This is a genomic window from Streptococcus sobrinus DSM 20742 = ATCC 33478 (genome assembly GCF_000686605.1).
GTDB lineage: Bacteria > Bacillota > Bacilli > Lactobacillales > Streptococcaceae > Streptococcus > Streptococcus sobrinus.
The window spans coordinates 37,526-61,908 of sequence record NZ_JMLC01000009.1; the positions used below are offsets into that span (position 1 = coordinate 37,526).

General features: G+C 44.9%; 21 protein-coding genes. 15 read left to right on the forward strand and 6 right to left on the reverse strand.

Annotated features, from left to right (window positions below; all coding sequences use genetic code 11):
• Nucleotides 1–142 precede the first annotated feature (142 nt).
• Together rnr and smpB are read left to right on the forward strand one after the other, a co-directional pair.
• A complete protein-coding gene (gene rnr / locus BS63_RS0104495; protein ID WP_002959997.1) occupies nucleotides 143–2,545 on the forward strand; it encodes a ribonuclease R in 2,403 nt (800 codons plus the stop codon).
• A 327-nt stretch (nucleotides 2,546–2,872) separates the two neighbouring features.
• Entirely contained in the window at nucleotides 2,873–3,349 is a 477-nt protein-coding gene (smpB, locus tag BS63_RS0104500; protein ID WP_002962628.1) for an SsrA-binding protein SmpB, read from the forward strand.
• 70 nt (nucleotides 3,350–3,419) lie between these two features.
• Here smpB and BS63_RS0104505 read toward each other — a convergent pair whose 3' ends face one another.
• The 5 genes from BS63_RS0104505 to BS63_RS0104525 form a co-directional block, all read right to left on the reverse strand.
• Entirely contained in the window at nucleotides 3,420–4,469 is a 1,050-nt protein-coding gene (locus BS63_RS0104505) for an Acg family FMN-binding oxidoreductase (RefSeq protein WP_002962630.1), read from the reverse strand.
• A gap of 75 nt (nucleotides 4,470–4,544) precedes the next feature.
• Nucleotides 4,545–5,186 (reverse strand): TetR/AcrR family transcriptional regulator, encoded by a 642-nt coding sequence (locus BS63_RS0104510; protein ID WP_002962632.1) that lies wholly within the window; start codon nucleotides 5,184–5,186, stop codon nucleotides 4,545–4,547.
• A gap of 134 nt (nucleotides 5,187–5,320) precedes the next feature.
• On the reverse strand, nucleotides 5,321–5,713 hold the full coding sequence (gene gloA, locus BS63_RS0104515; protein WP_002962635.1) for a lactoylglutathione lyase: 393 nt from the start codon (nucleotides 5,711–5,713) through the stop codon (nucleotides 5,321–5,323).
• Between the two features lie 38 nt (nucleotides 5,714–5,751).
• The gene (locus tag BS63_RS0104520; protein WP_002962637.1) at nucleotides 5,752–6,429 is read right to left on the reverse strand and encodes an NAD(P)H-dependent oxidoreductase; all 678 of its coding nucleotides are present in this window, start codon (nucleotides 6,427–6,429) and stop codon (nucleotides 5,752–5,754) included.
• A 51-nt stretch (nucleotides 6,430–6,480) separates the two neighbouring features.
• Nucleotides 6,481–6,687, reverse strand: coding sequence for a hypothetical protein (locus BS63_RS0104525; RefSeq protein WP_002962639.1), 207 nt, complete (start codon nucleotides 6,685–6,687; stop codon nucleotides 6,481–6,483).
• Nucleotides 6,688–6,889: 202 nt separating this feature from the next.
• Between BS63_RS0104525 and BS63_RS0104530 the strand changes: the two genes are divergently transcribed.
• Together BS63_RS0104530 and BS63_RS0104535 are read left to right on the forward strand one after the other, a co-directional pair.
• Nucleotides 6,890–7,789: an ROK family protein gene (locus tag BS63_RS0104530; RefSeq protein WP_002962642.1), complete on the forward strand. Its 900-nt coding sequence runs from the start codon at nucleotides 6,890–6,892 to the stop codon at nucleotides 7,787–7,789.
• 290 nt (nucleotides 7,790–8,079) lie between these two features.
• Nucleotides 8,080–9,621, forward strand: coding sequence for a ClC family H(+)/Cl(-) exchange transporter (locus tag BS63_RS0104535; RefSeq protein WP_002962644.1), 1,542 nt, complete (start codon nucleotides 8,080–8,082; stop codon nucleotides 9,619–9,621).
• 73 nt (nucleotides 9,622–9,694) lie between these two features.
• Here the strand turns inward: BS63_RS0104535 and BS63_RS0104540 are convergent, their stop codons facing one another.
• Nucleotides 9,695–10,780, reverse strand: a complete 1,086-nt coding sequence (locus BS63_RS0104540) for a M24 family metallopeptidase (protein ID WP_002962646.1) — start codon at nucleotides 10,778–10,780, stop codon at nucleotides 9,695–9,697.
• A 219-nt stretch (nucleotides 10,781–10,999) separates the two neighbouring features.
• Between BS63_RS0104540 and BS63_RS0104545 the strand changes: the two genes are divergently transcribed.
• The 11 genes from BS63_RS0104545 to BS63_RS0104600 all read left to right on the forward strand — a co-directional run bounded on the left by BS63_RS0104545 (nucleotide 11,000) and on the right by BS63_RS0104600 (nucleotide 24,254).
• Nucleotides 11,000–12,649, forward strand: coding sequence for a phosphoenolpyruvate carboxykinase (ATP) (locus BS63_RS0104545; protein ID WP_002962647.1), 1,650 nt, complete (start codon nucleotides 11,000–11,002; stop codon nucleotides 12,647–12,649).
• 297 nt (nucleotides 12,650–12,946) lie between these two features.
• Complete coding sequence (gene ccpA / locus BS63_RS0104550; RefSeq protein WP_002962649.1) at nucleotides 12,947–13,948, forward strand: catabolite control protein A; 1,002 nt, start codon at nucleotides 12,947–12,949, stop codon at nucleotides 13,946–13,948.
• Nucleotides 13,949–14,427: 479 nt separating this feature from the next.
• Complete coding sequence (locus tag BS63_RS0104555) at nucleotides 14,428–15,888, forward strand: alpha-amylase (protein WP_002962651.1); 1,461 nt, start codon at nucleotides 14,428–14,430, stop codon at nucleotides 15,886–15,888.
• Between the two features lie 228 nt (nucleotides 15,889–16,116).
• Nucleotides 16,117–16,590, forward strand: a complete 474-nt coding sequence (locus BS63_RS0104560; protein ID WP_002961202.1) for a hypothetical protein — start codon at nucleotides 16,117–16,119, stop codon at nucleotides 16,588–16,590.
• Nucleotides 16,591–16,669: 79 nt separating this feature from the next.
• Nucleotides 16,670–17,668: an LTA glycolipid anchor biosynthesis glycosyltransferase, IagA/BgsA family gene (locus BS63_RS0104565; RefSeq protein ID WP_002961203.1), complete on the forward strand. Its 999-nt coding sequence runs from the start codon at nucleotides 16,670–16,672 to the stop codon at nucleotides 17,666–17,668.
• Between the two features lies 1 nt (nucleotide 17,669).
• The gene (locus tag BS63_RS0104570) at nucleotides 17,670–19,004 is read left to right on the forward strand and encodes a glycosyltransferase family 4 protein (RefSeq protein ID WP_028798454.1); all 1,335 of its coding nucleotides are present in this window, start codon (nucleotides 17,670–17,672) and stop codon (nucleotides 19,002–19,004) included.
• 75 nt (nucleotides 19,005–19,079) lie between these two features.
• On the forward strand, nucleotides 19,080–19,526 hold the full coding sequence (locus BS63_RS0104575; protein WP_002961206.1) for a DUF6790 family protein: 447 nt from the start codon (nucleotides 19,080–19,082) through the stop codon (nucleotides 19,524–19,526).
• 897 nt (nucleotides 19,527–20,423) lie between these two features.
• Nucleotides 20,424–22,379: a threonine--tRNA ligase gene (thrS, locus tag BS63_RS0104585; RefSeq protein ID WP_002963396.1), complete on the forward strand. Its 1,956-nt coding sequence runs from the start codon at nucleotides 20,424–20,426 to the stop codon at nucleotides 22,377–22,379.
• Between the two features lie 136 nt (nucleotides 22,380–22,515).
• The gene (locus BS63_RS0104590) at nucleotides 22,516–22,929 is read left to right on the forward strand and encodes a helix-turn-helix domain-containing protein (protein WP_002963397.1); all 414 of its coding nucleotides are present in this window, start codon (nucleotides 22,516–22,518) and stop codon (nucleotides 22,927–22,929) included.
• Nucleotides 22,926–23,339: a hypothetical protein gene (locus BS63_RS0104595; protein WP_002963398.1), complete on the forward strand. Its 414-nt coding sequence runs from the start codon at nucleotides 22,926–22,928 to the stop codon at nucleotides 23,337–23,339. Before BS63_RS0104590 ends, BS63_RS0104595 begins: the two co-directional genes overlap by 4 nt.
• A gap of 156 nt (nucleotides 23,340–23,495) precedes the next feature.
• Nucleotides 23,496–24,254 carry a class I SAM-dependent methyltransferase gene (locus BS63_RS0104600; RefSeq protein ID WP_002963399.1) on the forward strand — a complete coding sequence of 253 codons (759 nt, stop codon included), beginning with the start codon at nucleotides 23,496–23,498 and terminating at the stop codon, nucleotides 24,252–24,254.
• Nucleotides 24,255–24,383 lie beyond the last annotated feature (129 nt).

The following is a 24,383-nucleotide window of genomic DNA, read 5'->3' on the forward strand; positions in this document are numbered from 1 at the left end:
GCTCTGTAGTAATTTCTGTCGGTCAGTCCTAAGGCGAAATTTGGGCTGGCCTCTCCCTTGGGGCTTTTGATGTTCAAAATCTATCAAGAAGTAAAAGGATGAAAGGGTGGCCTTAACTAAGTTTAGTCCACCCAAAAAGACTATGGAAGAACAAATTATTAACTATTTAAAGGAGCAGGGCAAGTCCAGCGTCAATGATTTGGCGGCTGCTCTAGATATGGCAGGGGCCCAGAAATTCCCTGAGCTCATCAAGGTTATCTCCAAGCTGGAGAGTAATAAGAAGCTTCGCTTTAATCAGGACGGCTATGTCTCCCTGCGTAAGGCAGTCACTAAGAAAAAGCATGACATTACCATTCAGGGAGTCTTTCGGGCCAATAAGAACGGCTTTGGTTTCCTACATGTCAGTGATGACGAAGAGGATATGTTCATCGGCCGCAATGATGTCGGCTATGCCATCGACGGCGATACCGTTGAGGTTGTGGTCAAGAAGCCAGCTGACCGCTTGAAGGGAACGGCTGCCGAAGTACGGGTCGTTGATGTAGTTGACCGAGCTCTCAAGACCGTGGTCGGTAAGTTCGTTCTCGATGATGAACGCCCGCCCTATGCTGGCTATATCAAGTCCAAGAACCAGAAGATTTCTCAAAAGATCTACATCAAAAAAGAACCGGTAGCCCTAGATGGAACCGAGGTTCTCAAGGTTGAGATTGATAAGTATCCGACCCGCCACCACGATTATTTTGTCGCCCATGTGTCTGATATTGTCGGCCACAAGGACGATGTCGGGATTGATGTGCTGGAAGTGCTGGAATCCATGGACATTGTTTCTGAATTTCCAGAAGCCGTCATGGCCGAGGCAGAAGCTATTCCTGATGCCCCTTCCGAGAGCGATTTTGAAGGTCGCCTGGACCTGCGGGATGAAGTCACCTTTACTATTGACGGTAAGGAAGCTAAAGACTTGGACGATGCGGTTCATATCAAGAATTTGCCCAATGGCAACTTTGAACTGGGTGTCCATATCGCTGATGTTTCCTACTATGTGACCGAAGGTTCAGCCCTGGACAAGGAAGCTGTCGCTCGTGGGACTTCTGTTTATGTCACCGACCGAGTGGTGCCAATGTTGCCGGAACGCCTGTCCAATGGTATCTGTTCCCTCAATCCCAATGTGGACCGTCTGACCCAGTCAGCTATCATGGAAATCAATCCCCAAGGGAAGGTTATCAAACACACCATCATCCAGACCATGATTAAGACGACTTTCCGCATGACCTATGATGATGTCAATCAGATGTTGACTGGCAATCAGGAAGTCATTGACCAGTTTAAGCCAATCATGGAGTCTGTCAGCTACATGGCTGAGCTCCACAAGATTCTGGTGGAGATGCGGATTAAGCGGGGTGCCCTTGATTTCGACCGTCCTGAAGCAAGGATTTTAGTGGATGACAAGGGGCTGCCAACCGATGTCGTCGTCCGCGACCGCGGAACGGCTGAGCGGATGATTGAGTCCTTTATGTTGGTGGCCAACGAGTGCGTGGCTGAGCATTTCGCTAAGCGAAAATTACCTTTCATCTACCGGATTCACGAAACCCCCAAGGCTGAGAAATTGCAGAAGTTCATGGACTATGCCTCCCTCTTTGGTGTGCCCATCTATGGAACGGCCAATAGCCTAGGCCAGAAGGCCCTACAGGAATTTATGGCTCGGATTGCCGGTCAGCCCGGTCATGAAGTCATGTCCATGATGTTACTACGTTCTATGCAGCAGGCCCGCTATTCGGAAGACAACCATGGCCACTATGGTCTGGCTGCGGACTACTACACCCACTTTACCAGTCCTATTCGCCGTTACCCCGACCTCTTGGTTCACCGCATGGTGCGGGAATACAGCGATTTGACCGAGGAGAAGAAGGAGCACTTCCAGGAAGTCATTCCAGAATTGGCAAGCTCTTCCTCAACCCTAGAACGCCGGGCCATTGATGCCGAGCGGACAGTTGAGGCCATGAAGAAGGCCGAATACATGGCTGAACAAGTCGGTCAAGAATTCGAAGCCGTGGTGGCCAGCGTGGTTAAATTTGGTATGTTTATCGAACTGCCCAACACCATTGAAGGGCTGATTCACATTACCACCCTGCCGGAATTTTACAATTACAACGAGCGGACCATGACCCTGCAAGGGGAAAAATCTGGCAAGGTCTTCCGGGTCGGTCAGAAGATTAAGGTCAAATTGACCCGAGCTGATAAGGAAACGGGTGATATTGACTTTGCTTACCTGCCAAGTGACCTTGATGTCATTGAAAAGGTTGACAGACAGGCCAGAAAGGCCCGTGAGGATAAGGCCAAGGAATTTCGCCGCAATCGTCAAGGTTCAGGCAAACGCCGTTTTGACAAGAAGCAAAATCGCTTTGGCGACAAGGACCAGTCCAGCAAGGGCAAGTGGGACAAGAAGCCTAAGGACCACAAGAAGAAAAAGCCTGACAAACGCAAGAACCAAAACCGCCCTCACAACGATAAAAAGGGTCGGGAGTCCGGTCGCCGGCGTAAAAAACGCTAATTTTCGCTGGCAGTATTGGGAAGCGTTCCCTGGCTGGCCGAGCCTGCAAGTTAAAAAGGCAAAGTTAATATCAAAACTTGAAACTGATTATAAATAAAAGGTTCTGTTGCCAATAATCTGCGAACGAAGTGAGCTAAATCTGATATTTTCGCCGTAGTGGAATTATAAGTGACACGTCCGCTGTCACTTATAACGGGATTTTTGAGACTTTAGGCTCAAAAATTAGGAATGAAACTCTGAAGGAGTTTGCTTCCGTCCGCTACCTTAGAAAATATCAAAAATAAGTTTTTGATATTTAGTGAATAAAGTCTGTAAGAAGGGAGAATTATGGCTAAAAAATCAAGTCAAAATGATAATGTCCTAGCCCAGAATAAAAAGGCTAGACACGATTATAACATCGTTGATACCATTGAGGCTGGCATGGTCCTGACTGGGACTGAGATTAAGTCGGTCCGGGCCTCTCGCATCCAGCTCAAGGATGGCTACGCCCAGATAAAAAATGGTCAGGCTTGGCTGATCAATGTCCATATTGCTCCCTTTGAGCAGGGCAACATCTGGAACAAAGACCCTGAGCGGACCCGCAAGCTCCTCCTTAAAAAGCGGGAAATTTCCCGCCTGGAGAATGAACTAAAAGGTAGCGGGATGACCCTGATACCCCTCAAGGTCTATATCAAGCGTGGCTTCGCCAAGATTTTGCTGGGCCTAGCCAAAGGGAAACACGACTATGACAAACGCGAGTCCATCAAACGCCGTGACCAAGAACGTGATATGAAGCGGGTCATGAAGAATTTTAATGGGCGGTAGAAATAAATCATTAAACAGGCAACCAGTTGATGGCTGCCTGTTTTTGCTTTCGAATTTATAAGGTGGCTTACTAATCTTTAACCTGAATATAGTCTGTCAAGTCACGGCGGACACCTGAATTTTCACCGTAAGTTTCAACCTGTCCTGCTCGTAAAATCATCTGAACAGGCTGATTAAGTTGCAAGTCTTTTTCAAGATTTTTGTTATAGCTGGGAACTTCCATCATAGCACTGATGGGTTGGATGGCGATATTTTTCTCGGTGCAGTCGTACCAAAAAGCTTGCACTTGTCGCCCAGCTGCAATCCAATTTTCTAGGGTCTGCTTTCCTGTCATGACAAAGAAGCCAGCACAGTTATTGACCTGTTTTTCCAAGGTAGACAGACTCTGTTTGGCGAAGCCTTGGCCAGTAGCAGTCTCATGGTTGGTGGTCATAAAGTATAAGGATTTTAAAAGAGGATTGAGTCCTAACATATCTCCAGAAATACCGTCCTTCTTTTCCTTAGATTCCTGGTTGGAAAATCTTAGCCAGTCACTTTGCTCCTTTAAAAAGTCTGGATTACTCGATTGTTTTTTGACCGCCCTGATACTGCCGTCTTTTAGATAGGTAAATTCTTGGCTTGACCTAGGATAGTAGTGGAGATTCTTATATCGCTTGGTTGCTTGAGCAATAAAGCCCCTATCAAGCTTCTTAGTCAAAAACTTTCTTTTATCGGTATGACGTTTCTTGATGAGCTCGATTTGCTTTTGGTTCATCTTTTTATGCTGATCTTTTTGAAAGTTAAAAATGATGGCTTGATAGTGGTTGTTCGCCGAAGGAGATGTTTGCTCTAAGTCGACCTTGTAACCATAGGCTTCAAAAGCCATCTTCAAGGATTGGCTATAGCAACCCAGAGAAATATAAAGTTCACGATTTTTAGGGTCAACAACGTCCAGAGAACGCTTCTTATCCAAGGAAATAGTCAGCTGACCCTGTTTAGGTTTCAAGGCAACTTTCCAGCTTTGGGTGTTATGGGAATTGGCTGCAAAAGAACCGTAGTAGAGAGCTTCTTCAATATCTGATGGGACACCCTTTAAGTGGATGTCGGTCTGAATAGTAGCCTTCTTTCCAATAGAAAGCATGGTTGCACCTCCTGTAATGATAACGGCCATAAACACTATCAGAAAAGTCAAACGGATTCTTTTTTTCATGATTAGCTATCCTTTCTTAAAAGTGAGCAAGAGATTCAGATACTCCTCATTGAAAAAATCCTGATTATCTAGGCCCAGCAATTGATAATAGGCCTTCTTATTTTCAGCCATGCGGATGATTCCTGAAAGAGCACTCCAGAAAAAGATAGTCACATGATTAATATTCAGGCCCTCTTGCAAATAATCAAGCTCGATACCGTATTGGACAAACCGACTAATGAGCTGGTTGGTCTCCAGCCCCAGCTGATAAATATCCTTGTAGACTTGAGGCGTTTCTTCCTTGTCAAGGTCAAGCTTAATAGGCCCAATCATCCCTTCGAAATATAGGGGGTAGTGCTGGCATAAGTCCTGAAGTACTCGACATATTTCCAGATAGCTGACCTGAAAATCAGTCTGATTCTTAGGTCTTTTATCAATAATTTCTTTGATAGTCTGGTGTAAAGTTTGATTGTGTTTATAGACCAAGGAAAAGAAAATTTCTTCCTTATTTTTAAAGTAGACATAGAGGGTTGCCTTGCTGTAGCCTGCAGCTTTGGCAATCATATCAACACTTGTCGCTGCCAGTCCCTTGCTACTAAAAAGCTGGTGGGCAGCTTGGGCAACAGTCCTGCGATGGTCTTCCACAGGTTCTTTTTTTCGTCTAGCCATATAGTTTTTCCTCTTTTTATATTTAATTAAACCATTAGTTTAATTAAATATAAAATTTCCAGCGGAATTTGTCAACCAGAAAAAGCTCCACAGTAACCCTTGTTCCTAAGGCAACTGCGGAGCTTATTTTCTTTCTATTGTTCAACAAATTGTTTCAACCGTATCACTTCAATCTTATAGCCGTCTGGGTCAGTGATGAAGTAGTACATCTTGGGTTTGCCAGGTAGGCCCTTTAGGTCGGTGACGGTGTAGCCAGCTGCTTGGTGAGCCTGGTGGCTGGCTTCCAGGTCGTCAACACCAACAGCGATATGGCCATAGCCATCACCTAGGTCATAGTCACCATGGCCGTAGTTGTAGGTTAATTCCAGTTCGTAGTCTGGGTCATCTTCAAAGGCCAGGTAAACTAGGGTAAATTCATATTCAGGGAAATCATTGCGTCGGACTTCCTTAAAATTGAGGGCATCCTGATAAAATTTGATGGAGACTTCTAGGTCCTTGACACGAACGCAGGTGTGTAAAAATTTCATAAGTGCTGACTCTCTTTCTAATAATGATGCTTAAGGGATTAGTCCAACCAAGTGATGACATCTTCCCTCGGCTTGCGACTTCTTGGGTGTTTGGGGTCTCGCAGACGATAACCAAAGGAAACCATGCTGGCAATACCTTCCTTATCAGGTTTGATAATCTGGTGCTTGGCCAAGATGGCATTGATCTGATCATAATCAAAACCTTCAATAGGGCAAGAGTCAATTCCCATCAGGGCAGCAGAGGTCATCATATTGGCTAGGGCAATGTAGGTCTGCTTGGCCGTCCAGTCAAAGAGGGCCCGAGGATTGTCAGCCAACTTTAGATTCTCTTCTTGAAAGATCTTATAGCGTGCCAAACGAGCCTCCAGGTCGGCCGGGACTGTGATACCTCGGCGAATCAGGCTTTCTCGAATGGGCTGACTGTCGTAACGGTCAGCCTTTTCTGCTAAGAGGAGGACAAAATGGCTGGCCGTATCCAGCTGGTACTGGGCACCCCAGGCAACTTCTTTAAGTTCAGGGGCAAGTCCCTTGATATGTTGGCGATCCAAGACGACGAACCGCCAACCTTCTAGGCCGATGGAAGAGGGGCTGAGCCAGGCTGTATCTAAGATGGCTTCCATATCCTCCCGAGGGATCTCCTCGTCCTTGTAAACACGAACAGCTACCCGACGGTCAAAGGCCTGCCGAATTTGCTTTTTGATGGCATCTTTAGTCATGTCTTACCTACCTTTCTGAGGCTAAATTAGCGGGCCAAATGGCCAGCCTCATTATTTTTTGAATAAGTCACCTTGGGGCAGTAATTGGTGGAATGTCCTCTCCCTCGCCAGATAAGTGATAATCAACTGGACGGAGACGAGAGCACCCAGTCCGCTGGACCAGATAGCCCCAGGCCTTAAAATTAGGGGGCAAGAGAAGGGTGCTGATCCTGCCAAATCAATTCCTACCCTCTGCCTTTCCTTATGTGCCTTCATCATAACATTTTCCGAAAATTCCTGCCAATCTTAGGAAAAATTGTGATAAGATTAATTTATAGTATCCATTCTCAATGAAAATCAATAGGCGGGACAAAGGGTGCCTTGGCCAAGGTGAGGAAGGTCCAAGGTCAACCAGTCTGGGTCTGCTTTGTCACTCGAAGCTTTTGCTTTTCCAAAACTATCGCTAAGAAAAGGGGGACTTATGAGCATTTTAGCTATCGACTTAGGAGGAACGCAAATCAAGTCAGGACTAGTTTCTGATGATTTCCAAATTCAGGCGACCTTTGCCCCTTTGTCCTCACCGGACAATTTGCCAGACTGTCTGGTCCTGCTTGATGGTCTCATTCAACCGGTCCGATTGCAGATTTCTGGGATTGCCATAAGTGCACCTGGAACCATTGACACCGATCAGTCCATTATTTATTATAGGGGCACCCTGCCCTTTCTTCATGAATTTATGGTCAGGGATTATTTTGCCAAGACCTATGGTCTGCCTGCTACCGCCCTCAATGATGGTAAGGCGGCTGTTCTAGCCGAGCTGGCGACTGGAAATTTGCAGGGCTGTCAAAATGCTGCCGCCCTGGTCTTGGGGACAGGTCTGGGGGGTGGCCTGGTGCTAAATGGTCAACTCTATCAGGGCTCCCATTTTCAAGCTGGTGAGCTGACCTTCTTGTTACCACCAAAATTGGCCGAGATTGAGATTGAGGAAATGCGTGGTGTCGAGGTTTCAGCTGTTGGTCTCATTCATCGTTTGGCCGAGGTTCTCGGTCTAGCCGACAAGACCGATGGTCGGGCTGTTTTTCAGGCCCTATCGCAGAAGGATCAGTCCATCTATCCGCTTTTTGAAGATTACTGTCGCTATGTCGCTCTTACCATTCTCAATTTACAGACGACCTTGGACCTAGAAACCTTCGCTATCGGCGGGGGCATTAGTGCCCAGCCCCTGCTCCTGAAGGAAATTAATCGTCAGTTTGACCGCCTCAAGGCAGAAGTCAATCCTGTCAAAACCATTATTGAGCGTCCCAATATCGTCGCCTGTCGGCACCATAATCATGCCAATCTCATTGGGGCTGCCTATCTCTTCAAAAATCAGTTGGATTAAGAAAACAGGAGCAGAATAGAAACCGGTGAGGGCGGGGTTCTCCTGAACATTTTTGGAGCAGATTTCTTATGATTGCATATTTTTGCAGTTGAAGGTGAAGTCCCCCATGGGTAGCCAACTCAAGCTCTGTCCAATTGTCTGCCTTACTTACTGTTTTTTTATCAAGTCAGGCTAGGGAAAAAGGCAGATTGTTGAGCCTAATCCTTTCCCGCTGGCAATCAACCTTTCAGGACTTTCACTTACTCTTTTAGCCGGCTCTATAAAAATCATCACTAACAAAAGGAGTTATCATGCAAAATCAACGGAAAGAATTTGGCTATTTATCCAGTTCAATTCTCACCTCCGTTTTTCGAGGCATTTTAGTTGGCCTCTTCTCAGGATTTACAGTCAGCCTTTTTCGTTATTTCATTACCCTGATTTTTGACCGCTTCCAAAAGGGATTTATATTGGCCCACAAGGCTCCTTGGATTTTAATGGCCATTCTTCTTATTTATCTATTTTTTAGCCTTATTATCGGTCGCTTGATTGTGTCGGAGCCAGACATCAAGGGTTCGGGAATTCCTCAGGTTGAGGCTGAACTCAAGGGTTTGATGAGCCAGAATTGGTGGTCCATCCTCTGGAAAAAATTCCTAGCGGGCGTGCTGGGAATTTCCAGCGGTCTCATGCTGGGGCGGGAAGGTCCCAGCATCCAGGTCGGTGCAGTTAGTGGCAAGGGCCTGGCTCGCTATCTCAAGCTCAGTAAGTTAGAGGAACGCACCCTGATTGCCAGCGGTGCAGCAGCAGGGGTTTCTGCCGCCTTTAATGCCCCCATTGCTGGTCTCCTCTTTGTGGTTGAAGAGGTCTACCACCATTTTTCCAGCCGGGTTTGGATTACAGCCCTGTCAGCCAGTCTGACCGCTAATCTGATTTCCTTGCGAGTTTTCGGACAGACACCGGTTCTGGCCATGCCAGATAACCTGCCGACACCACGTTTGTCCTCCTATATCATTTTTGTTATCATGGGCATTCTCCTTGGCTTCCTGGCCTATCATTATGAGTGGTTGGTCTTACGGGTGGGCCGCTATTACACCTATCTTGGAAAAATTTTCCACCTCAAGCCTCAGTACTATAGCCTGATTGCCTTCGTCTTGATTATGCCCCTAGGTTATTTTGCTCCCCAGCTTTTGGGTGGGGGAAATGCCTTTGTTCGCTCGCTCTCTTCTCTCCAGGCTCCAGTGCTTTACTTCCTAGCCTTCTTTTTGCTTCGCTATTTTTACAGTATGATGAGTTACGGCTCTGGCCTACCTGGCGGAATCTTCCTGCCTATCCTGACCCTGGGAGCCTGTCTGGGGGCCTTCTTTGGCAGCATCTTTCTCCATCTTGGCTGGATTTCTCAGAGCGAATTCCCCATTTTCATTATTCTGGGTATGAGTGCCTACTTTGGGGCCATTTCTAAGGCTCCCCTGACCGCCATGATTTTGGTCTGTGAAATGGTCGGTGACCTCCACCACCTCATGGCTCTGGGCACGACAACCCTGCTGGCCTATATTGTTATGGACCTGCTAGGCGGAGCTCCAGTCTATGAAGCCATGCTGGAAAGTCTTCTTGAAGGTGACCATCCTCACGATGATGATAGTCCGCTGACCTGGATTGAAGTCCCTGTTTCTGAAAAAATTGCCGGCAAGTCCGTCTATCAACTGGAATTGCCCAAGGATGTCCTCATTACCAGCCAGCGAGAAAATGGCAAGAGCCACATCGTCTCGGGCGGTACCAAGCTTATCCTTGGCAATGCTATCAATGTCGTTTTACCGGAAGATAAGATTGATCAAGTCAGACACATGCTCTTAGACTAAGACCTCAGGTTTTAAAGAATACAAAAAAGCGAAGCCCTGCTTGGACTTCGCTTTTTCTATAGCTAATTTAAAATCAGAGCTCAAAATATTGGAGCTTCTTAGGTGTTTGGGTCAGCGGGTTGAAGCCGTCCTTGGTGATGTAGCCACAGTCCTCAATCCGGACACCGACTCTGCCAGGAATATAGATGCCTGGCTCAACTGAGAAGCACATGCCTTCTTGGATGACCAGGTCGTTACCAGCCATTATGGATGGGTATTCGTGGACATCCATGCCCAAGCCGTGGCCCAGGCGGTGGTTGAAGTAGTCTCCATAACCTGCTTTTTCAATAACCTTGCGGGCGGCCGCATCGACTTCGCTGGCTGTAACACCAGGTTTGATAAAATCTTGGGCAGTTAATTGGGCTTCTAGACAGAGCTTGTAGATATCTTCCTGGAAGGGGTCAGGCCGACCGACGGCAACTGTCCGGGTCATGTCAGAAGTATAGCCTTCGCAAACCACGCCCAGGTCAAAGAGCAGGAGGGCATTATTTTCAATCGGATTCTTCCCAGGAATGCCATGAGGATTGGCCGCATTCTTCCCTGTCAAAACCAAGGTATCAAAGCTCATTTGGCTGATGCCTTTTTTCTTGAGGTCAAATTCAATCTGAGCTATCAGGTCCATTTCCGTCCGACCAGCTCGGATATTGTCAAAACCGACCTTAACGGCGTAGTCGGCATAGACCCCAGCCACCAGCATCTTGTTGATTTCATCGGTGGACTTAATCAGCCGCATTTCTTGAATGTAGGGGGTCAGATTTTCAAAACGTCCTAGAAAGACGGATTGCAGGCCATTGAACTTGGTCACATTGAGGTGGTCAAATTCGACAAATATTGATTTGGAATCAATTCTCGGTAGGTTGTAACGAATCTTTTGCCAAGGATTCTCAGCATCCTGATAACCGATGACCTCGAAATTAACCGTCTGGGAAGCCCGGGCTACCTCTAGTTCAGGAACGAAAAGAATAGGATTGTTGTCGCTGTAGACAAAGAGAAACATCTGACGTTCATGGGGGTCGCAGTCAAAACCAGTCAGGTAGTTGACGGTGACAGGGTCAGAAATAATCGCCAAGCGGGATTGATGCTGGGCGAGATAGTTACGGATTTGATTGATTTTTGACATGTCAAAACCTCTTTTTCTGAATTAATTCTTGCCTTTATTCTTTCAAAAAATCCCCTAAATTGCAAGGGCTTACCAAAATTTTCCAGACGGGGGCCGGTTTCTGCCAGTATTTTACTTGGAAATATGCTAAAATAAAGGCGAGAAAACGATTTCAAAAAAATCCTCAACCGCTTGGCAAGAGATGGTTGGGAAAAATCTCAAGAGTAGGAGGACTAGTCAATGGTCACACGTCGAGAATTTGCTGATGAGGAAATGCGGGCAAAGAGCCCTTATTTTTCTCCTTTAAAAACTGTGATTGAAACGGCTTTTTATGAAAATCATGTTAAACCCATTAAGAGTTTGGAGGAAGCTTATCAGCTAGCTTCATCAGCTGCAGGAACGGTCATTTTAGATATGCCGATTATCCACACCAAGGAGTTAGGCCTACCCTCCTATGCTCGCGTGCTTTTGACCAATTCAGGAGCAGTAGTAGGCCGAACTGCCAGAGCTAGACGGATTTACGGTCGAAATCCAGCTGAGGACCAAAAGCTCCTTTCCCTAGTGCGGGACGCGGTCCTGCAGGCCAAACAGAAGCCTTTCTACCGTTCATCAGCTGTGGTCGGTCTGGATGAAGATTTTATGGTACGTGCCCATCTCATGGTTCCTGAGGATGAAAGTCCTAATCTTTACTCTTGGCTCCTCAATTTTCAAATTTTGGACGAGACCTTCAAGAACCGCTTGGTTGCTTCCAAACAATACGATGAAAATGACATCTTCATTTTCTTTGATCCTGACTGGTCTCATCCCGATTATCCAGATGGCTTGGTTTACTTCGATGTCCGCCATAATTGTGCCATGATTTTGGGCCTGCGTTACTTTGGCGAGCTCAAGAAAGCTACCCTGACTCTGGCTTGGAGTACGGCTGCTAGGAATGACTATGTTGCCTGCCACGGAGGTTTGAAAATTTTCAGGAAAAAGCTTGCCAAGGAAGACCAGGACTATGTTGCCTCCTTCTTTGGCCTGTCTGGTTCGGGTAAGTCAACCCTGACCCATGCCAAACATAATGGTAAGTATGACATCCAAGTGCTCCACGATGATGCCTTTATCATCTCAACCAAGGATGGCTCCTCCATTGCCCTAGAACCCTCCTATTTTGATAAGACCAATGATTATCCAACTGGTCATCGGGAACAGGATTACTTTGTGACCGTGCAAAATTGTGGCGTGACGCTGGATGCTAATGGCCGCAAGAAGTTGGTCACTGAGGATATTCGCAATGGGAATGGGCGGACGGTCAAGTCCCGCTATGCGACCCCGAATCGGGTGGACCGGATTGACGAGCCCATCAAGGCCATCTTTTGGATTATGAAGGATGATAGCCTGCCTCCCCTGCTTAAAATTGATGACCCTGTTTTGGCGACCACCATGGGCTGCACCCTGATGACCAAGCGGTCCAATGCCGAAAATCTCTCAGGCCAGCAGAAGGACTTGATTATCGAGCCCTTCGCCAATCCATTCCGAGTTTATCCCTTGGTCGAAGATTTTCGAAAATTTTGCTCCCTCTTTGAATCGGGTGTTGATTGCTATATCATCAATACCGGTCTCTACATGGGCAAGCACATTCCCAAGGAAGTTTCCTTAGGCATTATTGAGTCTGTCGTTGATGGTCAAGGGACCTTCAAGCCTTTTGGTTCCCTCAAAGGCATTAATTACCTAGAGCTGGAAAAATATCCAGTACCTCCTTTTGATCATCGCTACAAGCAGCTAATTCGTGAGAGAATGCAAATTAGGCAGGATTTTCTTCTTTCCTTTAACCAGAAATATCCTCACACAGCCCTCCCTGTTGAGGCCATTTCTAAGATGGAGGCCGTCCTCAAACATTTGGATTAAGCTATGTGGGGCAGATATAGAAGAGTGGCTTGTCCACTTTTTCTTTTCCTAAGATTTTATATAGTACCCAAGAAATAGCAAAAATAGTTCTTTCTTTTCATTGACTATCAGAATCCTGTCGGACAAAAATTGAAAGGGCATACAAAAATTTCAAAAAAATGCTTCGTAATGATTGAAAGTGTTTACAAGATGTGATAATATAACGGTGAAAGCGTAATTTTCATATAAATCTGCAGCTGCTTTACAAAAGTTAAAGGCAGCCCAGAGTCATTAATCTGATAAAGAGGGAGAGCTCACATGAATACTGATGATACCATTACCATTTATGATGTAGCGCGTGAAGCTGGTGTTTCTATGGCGACTGTCAGCCGAGTTGTTAATGGAAATAAAAATGTCAAAGAAAATACCCGTAAGAAAGTTCTTGGGGTGATTGATCGGCTGGACTATCGTCCTAATGCAGTTGCCCGTGGTCTGGCCAGTAAGAAGACCACCACGGTGGGGGTTGTCATTCCTAATATTGCTAACAGCTATTTTTCAATTCTGGCTAAGGGGATTGACGATATTGCTTCCATGTACAAATATAATATTGTCCTTGCCTCTAGCGATGAGAATGATGATAATGAAATCAACGTTATCAACACCCTTTTTGCCAAGCAGGTAGATGGCATTATTTTTATGGGGCACCATCTGACCGATAAGGTTCGTCTGGAATTTTCCCGCTCCCGTACACCCGTTGTTTTAGCAGGGACTGTTGATCTTGATAAGCAATTTCCAAGTGTTAACATTGATGAGGAACAGGCTGCCAATGATGCGGTTGCGGATTTGGCTCAGCGCCACAAGAAAATTGCTTTTGTGTCAGGCCCCTTGATTGATGATATCAATGGTAAGCTTCGCCTGACGGGTTATAAGACTGGCCTAAAAAATGCAGGCATTAAATTCCAAGAGAGTCTGGTTTTTGAAGCCAATTATTCTTATGAGGAGGGCTTTGCTTTGGCTAAGCGAGTTCTCAATTCTGGAGCAAGAGCAGCCTATGTTGGTCAGGATGAACTGGCTGCCGGTTTGCTTAATGGTCTCTTTGCCGCCGGTAAATCAGTTCCAGATGATTTTGAAATTATCACTGGCAACGATTCCCCAGTCGTCAAATATACCCGTCCAAATCTGACTTCCATCAGCCAGCCTATCTATGACTTAGGAGCTGTCAGCATGCGGATGTTGACTAAAATCATGAACAAGGAAGAATTGGACGAGCACGACATCATCCTCAATCACGGCATTAACAAACGCCAGTCTAGTCTCTGAGGTGGCTGCTAAAAAGCTGTACCTGTCAGAATTGTCATAATTAGGGAAGTGGGAAAATCCACTATGGCTTAGCCATTGATTTTAGTCCCTCTCCTTTTTTATTTCAAAATCCAGCTGGGTGTGCTAAACTAATAGTCAATGAAAATCAAAAGTGGGACAAAGCAAAGGCCACAGCCTATAATGAATCCGATGTCTAAGGGCAATCACTTTGGCGTTTCTTGGCTTCCTCACTAACTTCTCAAATTGGCCTCACCTAAGACTCTGTGGAAAAAGATGAAGTCTCCTTGCTGCTTTCCTTTGGGAGTTCTTTGGAGATCTAAAGAACTGTTATGACAGTTCCTGTAGCAAGTCCAGATACAAAGATATAGACCTGCCTTGTTCATTAGCTAGTTTTGATTTTCGAAGGATAGAAAAACAGTAATTTGGCTGAACGATTTTATTTGCTCGCCCAACTCAGCTATGACTAAGGGGAGAAACTTATGACTAATAGCACTTTAATGCAATATTTTGAATGGTATCTACCAGCGGATGGCAAGCACTGGCAGCGTTTGACTGACGATGCCCAACATCTTAAAGACATAGGCATCAGTATGGTCTGGTTACCACCTGCCTTTAAGGGAACGGGTCCAGAAGATGTCGGCTACGGGATTTATGACCTCTATGACTTGGGAGAATTTAACCAAAAAGGAACCGTGGCAACCAAGTATGGGACCAAAGAAGATTATCTCAAGGCTATTAAAACCTTAGAAGATTTAGATATCCGAACCATGGCCGATATTGTCCTCAATCACAAGGCTAGTGGGGATAAGAAGGAGCGCTTCAAGGTAGTTCAGGTCAATCCTGAAAATCGCATGGAGATGGTTTCTAAAATTTTTGAAATCGAAGCTTGGACTGAATTTGATTTTCCCGGCCGTCAGGACACCTATAGCGATTTCAAGTGGCACTGGTACCATTTCACCGGCGTTGACTATGATGCCCTCAATAACCAAAGGGGGATCTATATGATTCAAGGTATCAATAAGGGCTGGGCGGATACCAGTCAGGTTGATAATGAGAATGGTAACTACGACTACCTCATGTTCGACGATATTGATTTTGAACACCCTGAGGTTGTGGACCATCTCAAGACCTGGGTCAAATGGTTTATTGAGACAACTGGTGTCTCAGGTTTCCGTCTGGATGCGGTCAAGCATATCAAGGCCAGCTTTATGACAGATTTTATTAACTATGTCAAAGAAGAAGTCAAGCCCGATCTTTATGCCTTTGCCGAATACTGGAAGCCAGATGCCCAGGCTAACTTGGATTATATTGAAGAGACTCAGGGAGTCTTTGATCTGGTCGATGTCGTTCTCCATATGAATCTCTTTGAAGCCAGCAAGCAGAAGGAAAATTATGACCTCAGTCAAATCTTAGAAGGCAGCCTGATGCAGAATTCGGATACCTTTGCCGTAACCTTTGTGGATAATCACGATTCACAGAGAGGTCAAGCTCTGGAGTCTTGTGTGGAAGAGTGGTTTAAACCCACAGCCTATGCCTTGATCCTTCTTCGCCAACAGGGATTACCTTGTGTCTTCTACGGTGACTACTATGGTATCTCTGGTGATTTTGCTCAGCAGGACTTCCAAGAGGAGTTGGACAAACTCCTCTATGTCCGTAAGAATCACGTCTATGGAGATCAAATGGACTACTTTGATGATCCCAACTGTATTGGCTGGGTTAATCAGGGTGATGAGGAACACCCAGAAGGTTGCGCAGTCGTCATCTCTAATAAAGATGCCAGCTCTAAACGGATTGAGATAGGGAACGCAAACGCCGGCAAAACCTTTGTCGACATTATGGGAAATTGCCCAGATGGTGTTGAAATTGATCAGGACGGCTGGGCTGACTTCCCAGTCCAAGGACAATCCGTCTCAGTCTGGATTAACCAAGATGCCCTCTAATAGTTGATAACAAGCGACATTCCTGTCAGACGACATCTATGTCGCTATTTTTTTATGACTTTCCGTTTTATAATGCTCCTGTAAAAACTTAGCGACAGTCAGATAAGCGAGCCGATCATGGTCGCTTATCTGGCTTAGTAAGAAGTTTAGGCAAACCACCCTAGTGGTCGCCGTAGAAAAAGAGAAATTTTAATTTCCCATTTTCTTAACTTATTGAAAGGAATATTTATGTTTAAAAATTGGAAAAATAGAGACCTATACAAAGTATCCAACAGAGGTTTGATAGTACTTGAAGGTCTCTCCCTTATTTTAACCTCATTTGTCTTAGTGGCGCATCTATTTTTAGGAAAATCCCTGTCCCAGGCAGATCCGCTGAGCCTCTTCAAACCTCACTCCAGTCTAGTTTTGATAGGCCTAGTCCTCAATCTTCTAGTGACAGGTCTAGTCCTATTTGGTCTCGTCAAAAATCTCCTCGCTCCTAAAAGTCGGAAGTTTGCCAGCTACCTCTCTTACCATCTGGCCATGGTTTGGACCCTCTTGACCATGCTTGTAGACTTGCTCATGGGGCTTGATTATCAAGCCAGTCTCTATCTGAGCCAGTTGCTTGTCCTGCTCATGGCTTTCTTAGCTGCTCAGGAGTACAACTATCAAGAGAGACGGATGCGACGCCATAATTATATTCGTTCGCTCATGATTAGATAGGAAGAAAAGGAAAGTAGGACCTAGCGCTGATTCATCGTAAGTCATGAATTTTGGCTCAAAATAAGCTATAATAGAGTTTATGAAAGTATTACTCTATTTGGAAGGTGAAAATCTGATTGGCAAATCAGGTATCGGTCGGGCCATAAAGCATCAGCAAAGGGCCTTGGAGATTGCTGGAATCCCCTATACGACCAACCAAAAGGATGATTACGATATTGTCCACATTAACACCTATGGGCCCAAAAGCCTAGCCCTGCTCAACTCTGCTAAAAAACAAGGCAAGAAGGTCATCGTCCATGGGCACTCTACCATGGAGGATTTTCGTAATTCTTTTATTGGCTCGAATCTAGTTGCTCCTGTCTTCAAGACCTATCTCAAGAAGATTTATCAGGCGGCCGACTATATTATCACACCTTCTGAGTATTCTAAATCTTTAATTGAAAATTACGGGGTGACAACACCAATCTCAGCTATTTCCAATGGGATTGATTTGGCTAAATACCAGCCCAGTCCAGAGAAAGAGAAGACCTTTCGGGAATACTTTGAAATTGCTCCCGAGCAAAAAGTAGTTATCTCAGCCGGCCTTTATTTCAAGCGCAAGGGCATCCTTGATTTTGTCAGAGTGGCTGAGCAAATGCCAGAAGTTCGCTTTATCTGGTTTGGGAAAATCAATGAATTGGTGATACCGGCCGATATTCGTAAGGTGGTTGAAAAAGACCATCCTGACAATGTTCTCTTTCCTGGCTATTTCAAGGGAGACATTTTCGAAGGAGCCATGAGCGGGGCAGACACCTTCTTCTTCCCTTCCTATGAAGAAACCGAAGGAATTGTGGTGCTGGAAGCTCTAGCTAGCCATCAGTCGGTTGTCTTGAGAGATATTCCTGTTTATGAGGGCTGGATTGATGGGGATTCCGCAGAGCTCTGTCATAATAATGAAGAATTTGTTGCCAGCCTCTATCGTACCATTAGTAAAGAGGTTGATAAGCGAGAGGCTGGCTATCAAGTGGCTACAACCCGTTCACTTGAAAATGTGTCTAAACAGTTAGCAGCTGTCTATCAGAGGGTTATGGAGTTGTAAGATGAGAATTGGATTATTTACAGATACTTATTTCCCCCAAGTGTCTGGTGTGGCGACCAGTATCAAAACCTTGAAAGATGAGTTGGAGAAAAAGGGGCATGAGGTCTATATTTTTACAGGGACAGACAAGGGGGTCAAGCGTTTTGAGGATCCTACTATTATTCGTCTGCCTAGCGTTCCCTTCGTTTCTTTTTCAGATCGCCGGGTTGTCTATCGTGGTGTCATTACAGCCTACAAGATTGCTAAAGACTATCAATTAGATATTATCCATACCCAGACCGAATTTAGTCTGGGTCTTTTGGGAAAATTGGTAGGATCTGCCCTCCATATTCCGGTTGTTCACACCTACCATACCCAGTATGAGGATTATGTGGATTACATTGCTAAGGGGCGGCTGATCCGACCCGGCATGGTCAAATACATCATGCGAGGCTACCTCAAGGAACTAGATGGAGTCATCTGTCCTAGTCGGATTGTTCTAAATCTGCTGGATGGCTATGGGGTTAAAATTCCTAAGCGGGTTATCCCAACAGGTATCCCGCTGGAAGATTTCACTTGTGACGAGGTGACAGAAGAAGCTGTAGTTGCCTTGCGTTCCAAGCTAGGAATCAAGCAGGGAGAAACTATGTTGCTCAGTCTGTCTCGAGTCTCATCCGAAAAAAATATTCAGGGCGTACTGGCCGCTCTGCCTCAAATACTTAAAGAGAATAACCGTGTCAAGTTAGTTATCGCTGGTGATGGCCCTTATCTGGGTGAACTTAAGAAACAGGCAGAAAAGCTCAACCTAGGTTCCGCGGTTGTTTTCACGGGAATGATTCCTCACGACCAAACGGAGCTTTACTACAAAGCCGCCGATTTCTTCATCTCGGCCTCAACCAGCGAAACTCAAGGCCTGACCTACATTGAAAGTTTGGCTATGGGGACCCCTATCATTGCTCACGGCAATCCATATTTGGATGATCTGATTACCAACCGCATGTTTGGCAGTCTTTTCTACAATGAAGTAGATATTGCAGATACCGTCCTAGATGCAATTGCCTTGACCCCTAATTTGACTCAGGAACAATTGGAGCGCAAGCGCTATGAGGTTTCGGCAGAGCATTTTGGCCAATCTGTTTACCAATTCTATCTGGATATCCTGATTTCTTATTCGACTCATCAAACTGAAAAATTCTCCTTAACAGTGGAAGGAAGTCCAACCGACCGTTCGGTTCGTTTGGTTAAGTCGGCCGTTCGTTTGCCTAAAAAAGCTGTGCAAACGACGGTCAAGACTTCTCGCAAGGTGGTTAAGGCTCCAGTTCGGCTGGTTAAATCTATTAGGGATTTCTTGGGCTAGGGACTATTTAGTTCAAGCCATTAAATTTTCAACTTGTATCGTAGGACTAATTATTAGAAGGTTGACAATAAAGAGATGGCATACATTATTTCATATGTGATCAGTTGGATTTTGGGATTGCTCTTATTTTTGATTTTTCCAGAAAAAGGTCTGGTTACTAGTCTTTTACAGGCCCATCTGGTCTTTGGTATTGGTTTCTTTGGGGGCTTCGGATTTCTTGGGCATTTTATCTTTAGCGAGAGGGTCGCTCAGTCTATTGGTTGGACTTCCAATGGCTTTCAGAAGGAACTTGGTCTGATAACCTTGGGAATAGGGGTTAGTGGAGTCTACTGTGGCTTGACCAATAATGGACAAAATTCCCTCCCTCTATTAATTGTACTATCCTTTTTTCTAATTGGGGCCGGCATCAATCATATCAGAGAACTAATTACCAGTCATAATACCAATGCTGGTAATGTTGTTATCATCCTTCCAGATTTCTTAATTCCAATAACTTTGCTGGTTTTATTATATTTACAATAGTCGCTGTTCATCTGTCAAAGAAAATCTGTGATAGAGCTTGAAAATTTCTTTCTTCCTGCTATAATAAAAACCGAAGATATGTTTTTTGTGTTTGACTTTGAAGAGAGTGCTTGGTCGGTGGAAAAGCACAGGTCTATCAAGAAATACTCCTTCCTTGTTTTTATGGAAACATAGAAGGGTGGCTCCCTTAAAGCCAAACACAAGGTCAATAGTCCTTACTATTGATAAACTAAGGTGGTACCACGTAGTCTTGCGTCCTTTTGGGATGCAGGGCTATTTTTTACCCCTGAGTGGACATTAATCGGTATTTATTTAATACTAAACTAAAATAAAAACTTTGACCTGTTTTATAATCAAAAACTTTGTTGTAGGCAATCTGCGAACGAAGTGAGATAAAACTGATATTTTCGCTGTGGTGGTATTATCAGTGACAAGGAAAGTGTCACTGATAACGGGATTTTTGAGAGAGATTTAGTCCGGTGGACAAAATCTGCCTGAGCCTAAAAATTCAAAAGCGAAGGGGCTCAAAACTTACCACGGGTCAAAGATATCAGCTACTAAAGTAGCAGATATCTAACGCCAATCTCTACGGAGATTGGCTAGCCCCCTGATTAACTCGGTTAGGTCAGTAAAATCGACCGATCTAACCGAGTGTCGCAATGAAACTCCGTCAGGAGTTTGCTTCCGTCCGCACCACTAAACGACATTCCATTTTCAAAATCGATGCTATTTTGAAAATGAATTTAGTAAGGTAGCTAGGTAAGTCGCTTTAGCGATTACCGTAGTTTATCAGCGATTTTTAATCACTGATAAACTTGCTACGTTAGAAAATATCGAAAATAAGTTTTTGAATTTTAATAAGTATTTAATACCAAGAAAATTTATAAGGAGGCCACTATGGTCAAAATTACCTTCCCTGATGGTGCGGTTCGTGAATTTGAATCTGGCATCACAACCTTTGAAATTGCTCAAACCATTTCCAATTCTCTAGCTAAGAAAGCCTTGGCTGGGAAATTCAATGATAAACTGATTGATACGACCCGGGCTATTACTGAAGATGGTAGCCTGGAAATCGTGACACCCAACCATGAAGATGCTCTGGCTATTTTGCGGCACTCAGCCGCCCACCTCTTCGCCCAAGCAGCCCGTCGTCTCTTCCCAGATATCCATCTGGGTGTCGGTCCTGCGATACAGGATGGTTTCTACTATGATACCGACAATCAAGCCGGTCAAATTTCCAACGAAGACCTGCCAAAAATCGAAGAAGAGATGAAGAAGATTGTTAAGGAAAACTTCCCATCTATTCGTGAGGAAGTGACCAAGGATCAAGCTCGCGAAATCTTCAAGAATGACCCTTACAAGCTAGAATTGATTGAAGAACACTCTGAAGATGCTGGTGGCCTGACCATCTACCGTCAGGGTGAATATGTTGACCTCTGCCGTGGCCCACACGTGCCATCAACTGGCCGCATCCAAGTCTTCCACTTACTCAATGTAGCTGGTGCCTACTGGCGAGGCAATAGCGACAACGCAATGATGCAACGGATTTATGGGACAGCTTGGTTCGATAAGAATGACCTCAAGGCCTATCTCAAACGCTTGGAGGAAGCCAAGGAGCGTGACCATCGTAAACTCGGAAAAGAACTAGACCTCTTTATGATTTCTCAAGAAGTTGGTCAAGGCCTGCCTTTCTGGCTGCCAAACGGGGCAACTATTCGTCGGATATTAGAGCGGTATATTGTTGATATGGAAGTAGCTGACGGCTATCAACATGTTTATACCCCACCGATTGCTTCAGTAGATCTCTATAAGACTTCAGGTCACTGGGACCACTACCGGGAAGATATGTTTCCAACTATGGATATGGGTGATGGTGAAGAATTCGTCCTACGACCAATGAACTGTCCTCACCACATCCAAGTCTACAAGCACCATGTCCATTCTTACCGGGAATTACCAATTCGGATTGCTGAGTTGGGCATGATGCACCGCTACGAAAAATCAGGAGCCCTCTCAGGACTGCAACGGGTGCGGGAAATGACGCTCAATGATGCCCATATCTTTGTGACTCCTGAACAAATTCAAAGTGAATTCCTCAAGGCTCTTAACCTGATTACCAGCATCTACGAGGATTTCAATATCACCGACTACAGCTTTCGTCTCTCTTACCGTGACCCTAATGACACCCACAAGTATTTTGATAATGATGAGATGTGGGAAAATGCCCAAGCTATGCTCAAGGCAGCCATGGACGAATTCGGCTTTGATTACTATGAAGCCGAAGGAGAAGCAGCCTTCTACGGTCCAAAATTAGACATCCAAGTTAAGACTGCACTCGGTAATGAAGAAACCCTCTCAACTATTCAGCTGGACTTCCTTCTGCCTGAAAAATTCGACCTCCACTATGTGGGAGCCGACGGTGAAGAACATCGTCCAATCATGATTCACCGGGGTGGTATTTCTACCTTCGAACGTTTCTTAGCCTACTTGATTGAAACTTACAAGGGTGCTTTCCCAACCTGGTTGGCACCACAACAGGTTACCGTTATCCCTGTTTCTAATGAAGCCCACACCGACTATGCCTGGGAAGTGGCTCATGCCCTTCGTGACCGTGGTATTCGGGTCCAAGTGGATGAACGTAACGAAAAGATGCAGTACAAGATTCGGGCCAGCCAAACCCAAAAGGTTCCTTACCAACTGATTGTTGGGGATAAGGAAATGGCTGATAAGTCCGTCAACGTCCGTCGCTACGGCAGCAAGCAAACTCACACCGAAACCATCGCAGAATTTGTTGATAATATCCTAGACGATATCACCCGAAAATCCCGTCCAGTTCAAGACGAAGCAGAATAAGAATTTTTGAAAAGAAGCCTGTAGGGCTTCTTTTTTTGCTACGATTATTAACAAAAACCGTTTGTTTTGCCAATATACTTGCTTGAATATCCAATAAAAACCCCTATAATGAATCTAAAAAAGAGGTAAGAAAAGTATGATTAATAAAACAATTCAGTCACTTAGAAAAAAGGCAGACTATTCTCAGGAAACACTAGCTGAAATGGTCGGAGTGTCTCGCCAGACCCTTAGTAAATGGGAATTGGGCGAGAGCCTACCGGATATTATCTCTTCAAGCCGCTTGGCAGAAATTTTTGAGATTAGTTTAGACGAATTGGTTAAGGGAGATGAATTACCCTTTATGTCTAAGCCTACAGAAGGTAAATATGTCTTTGGCACAGTAACTGTTGGAGAGAGAGGCCAAATTGTCATTCCCGCACGAGCGAGAAAACTTTTTAAGATCAAGAAAGGTGATGAGCTTATGGTTTTAGGCGATATCAATCAAGGCTTAGCTTTAATAAACAGTGACTTTTTCGTCCAAGCTTTTAAAGAAATGAGGTTACTAAAATGAAAAAATTAACTATTTGGGGTATCTGCTTTGCAGTCTTAATGTTCTCCTTAAATCTGATTGGTTGCTATGATTTTATCATGGTGGTGACCCATAATCGGGCTTATTTTGCGGAACTTTATACCCCGGCTATCAAGGCTTACTTCACTAACTATCCTATCTTCTTTTTGATCTTGTGGATAGGTAACTTATTGGGGGGAATACTGACTCCAATCTTCTATATTTTCAAAAATAAATCGGCTGTTTCTCTGGCTGGTCTAGCTTTTTGGGCAGATGTCCTATTAGTAATAGTAACCTGTCTCTTTAGAAATCGGATTCAAATTTTTGGCTGGCATTTCGCTTTGGATCTAGTTATTCTATGCTTGATTGGAATCTATTATTGGTATTTACGTAAAGTGGTGAGTAGCAAATAGATGACAGATGAAAAAACCTTGAAAAGTTCCTTTCTCGCTACATGGAGCAGAAAAAAACTAATCTCTCTATCATCTTCCATCTTCCTTGCTTTTTAATTTCTAGGCAGGACAAATCGAGAGTCACCCTGGGCTCTTGATTTTTGCTATAATATCCGTATGAAAACTATTGTCACAACCAGCCTTGGACAGGATTCTGGCTTAGTCAAAAGGGCTCAGGCCTTGGCTCAGCAATATTCTCTAATTTATCTGAATCGCAATAAACAGTCTCTCAAAAAACTGACGCAAGGTGAGGCATCAGTTCTTGTGGTCTATCAAGACAAACTTGCTGCAGTCCATCCAGATGGCAGTCAGTTGGCCTTTCATCCTGACACGGCCATGCTGCGAATCAAGGCTCCCCACGACCCGCTTCTGGACCTCCTGGGGCCAAGGCCTTTGAAAATTCTTGATGCCACTATGGGCCTAGCTAGTGATAGTATTGTTATGGCCTGGGCCGGCCATCAGGTCACAGCCCTGGAGTCCAATCCCCTCATTCATCTGGTGGTCAGTCAGGGACTGGCCAACTTCCAAACCGGCAATGCCAGACTAGATAGGGCCATGCGAACTATCAGCCCTCTCAATCAGGAGGCTTTGGCCTATCTACGAGAACAGCAGGATAAGAGCTATGATGTCATATACTTTGATCCTATGTTCACCCAGATTATTAAGGAGTCAGAAAATCTAGCGGGCCTCAAGCCCCTGGCCAACTATTCTCCTCTCAGTCGAGAATTATTGGCAGAAGCCAGTCGGGTTGCTCAAAAGGTCCTGATTATCAAGGCCCACTTTCGCGATTGCGTATTTGAAGAATTTGGCTTTGATCGCCAGGTCCGCCCCAATCAGAAGTTCCATTATGGCATTAAGAGGCTGACACGAGGTTAGGGCAGTCGATGATACTGACCTAACCGAGTTAATCAGGGAGCTAGCCAACTCGCTACAGCGATTGGCGTTAGATATCGCTACTTTAGTAGCTGATGTCTTTGCTCCGTGATAAATTAAAATCCAACAGAT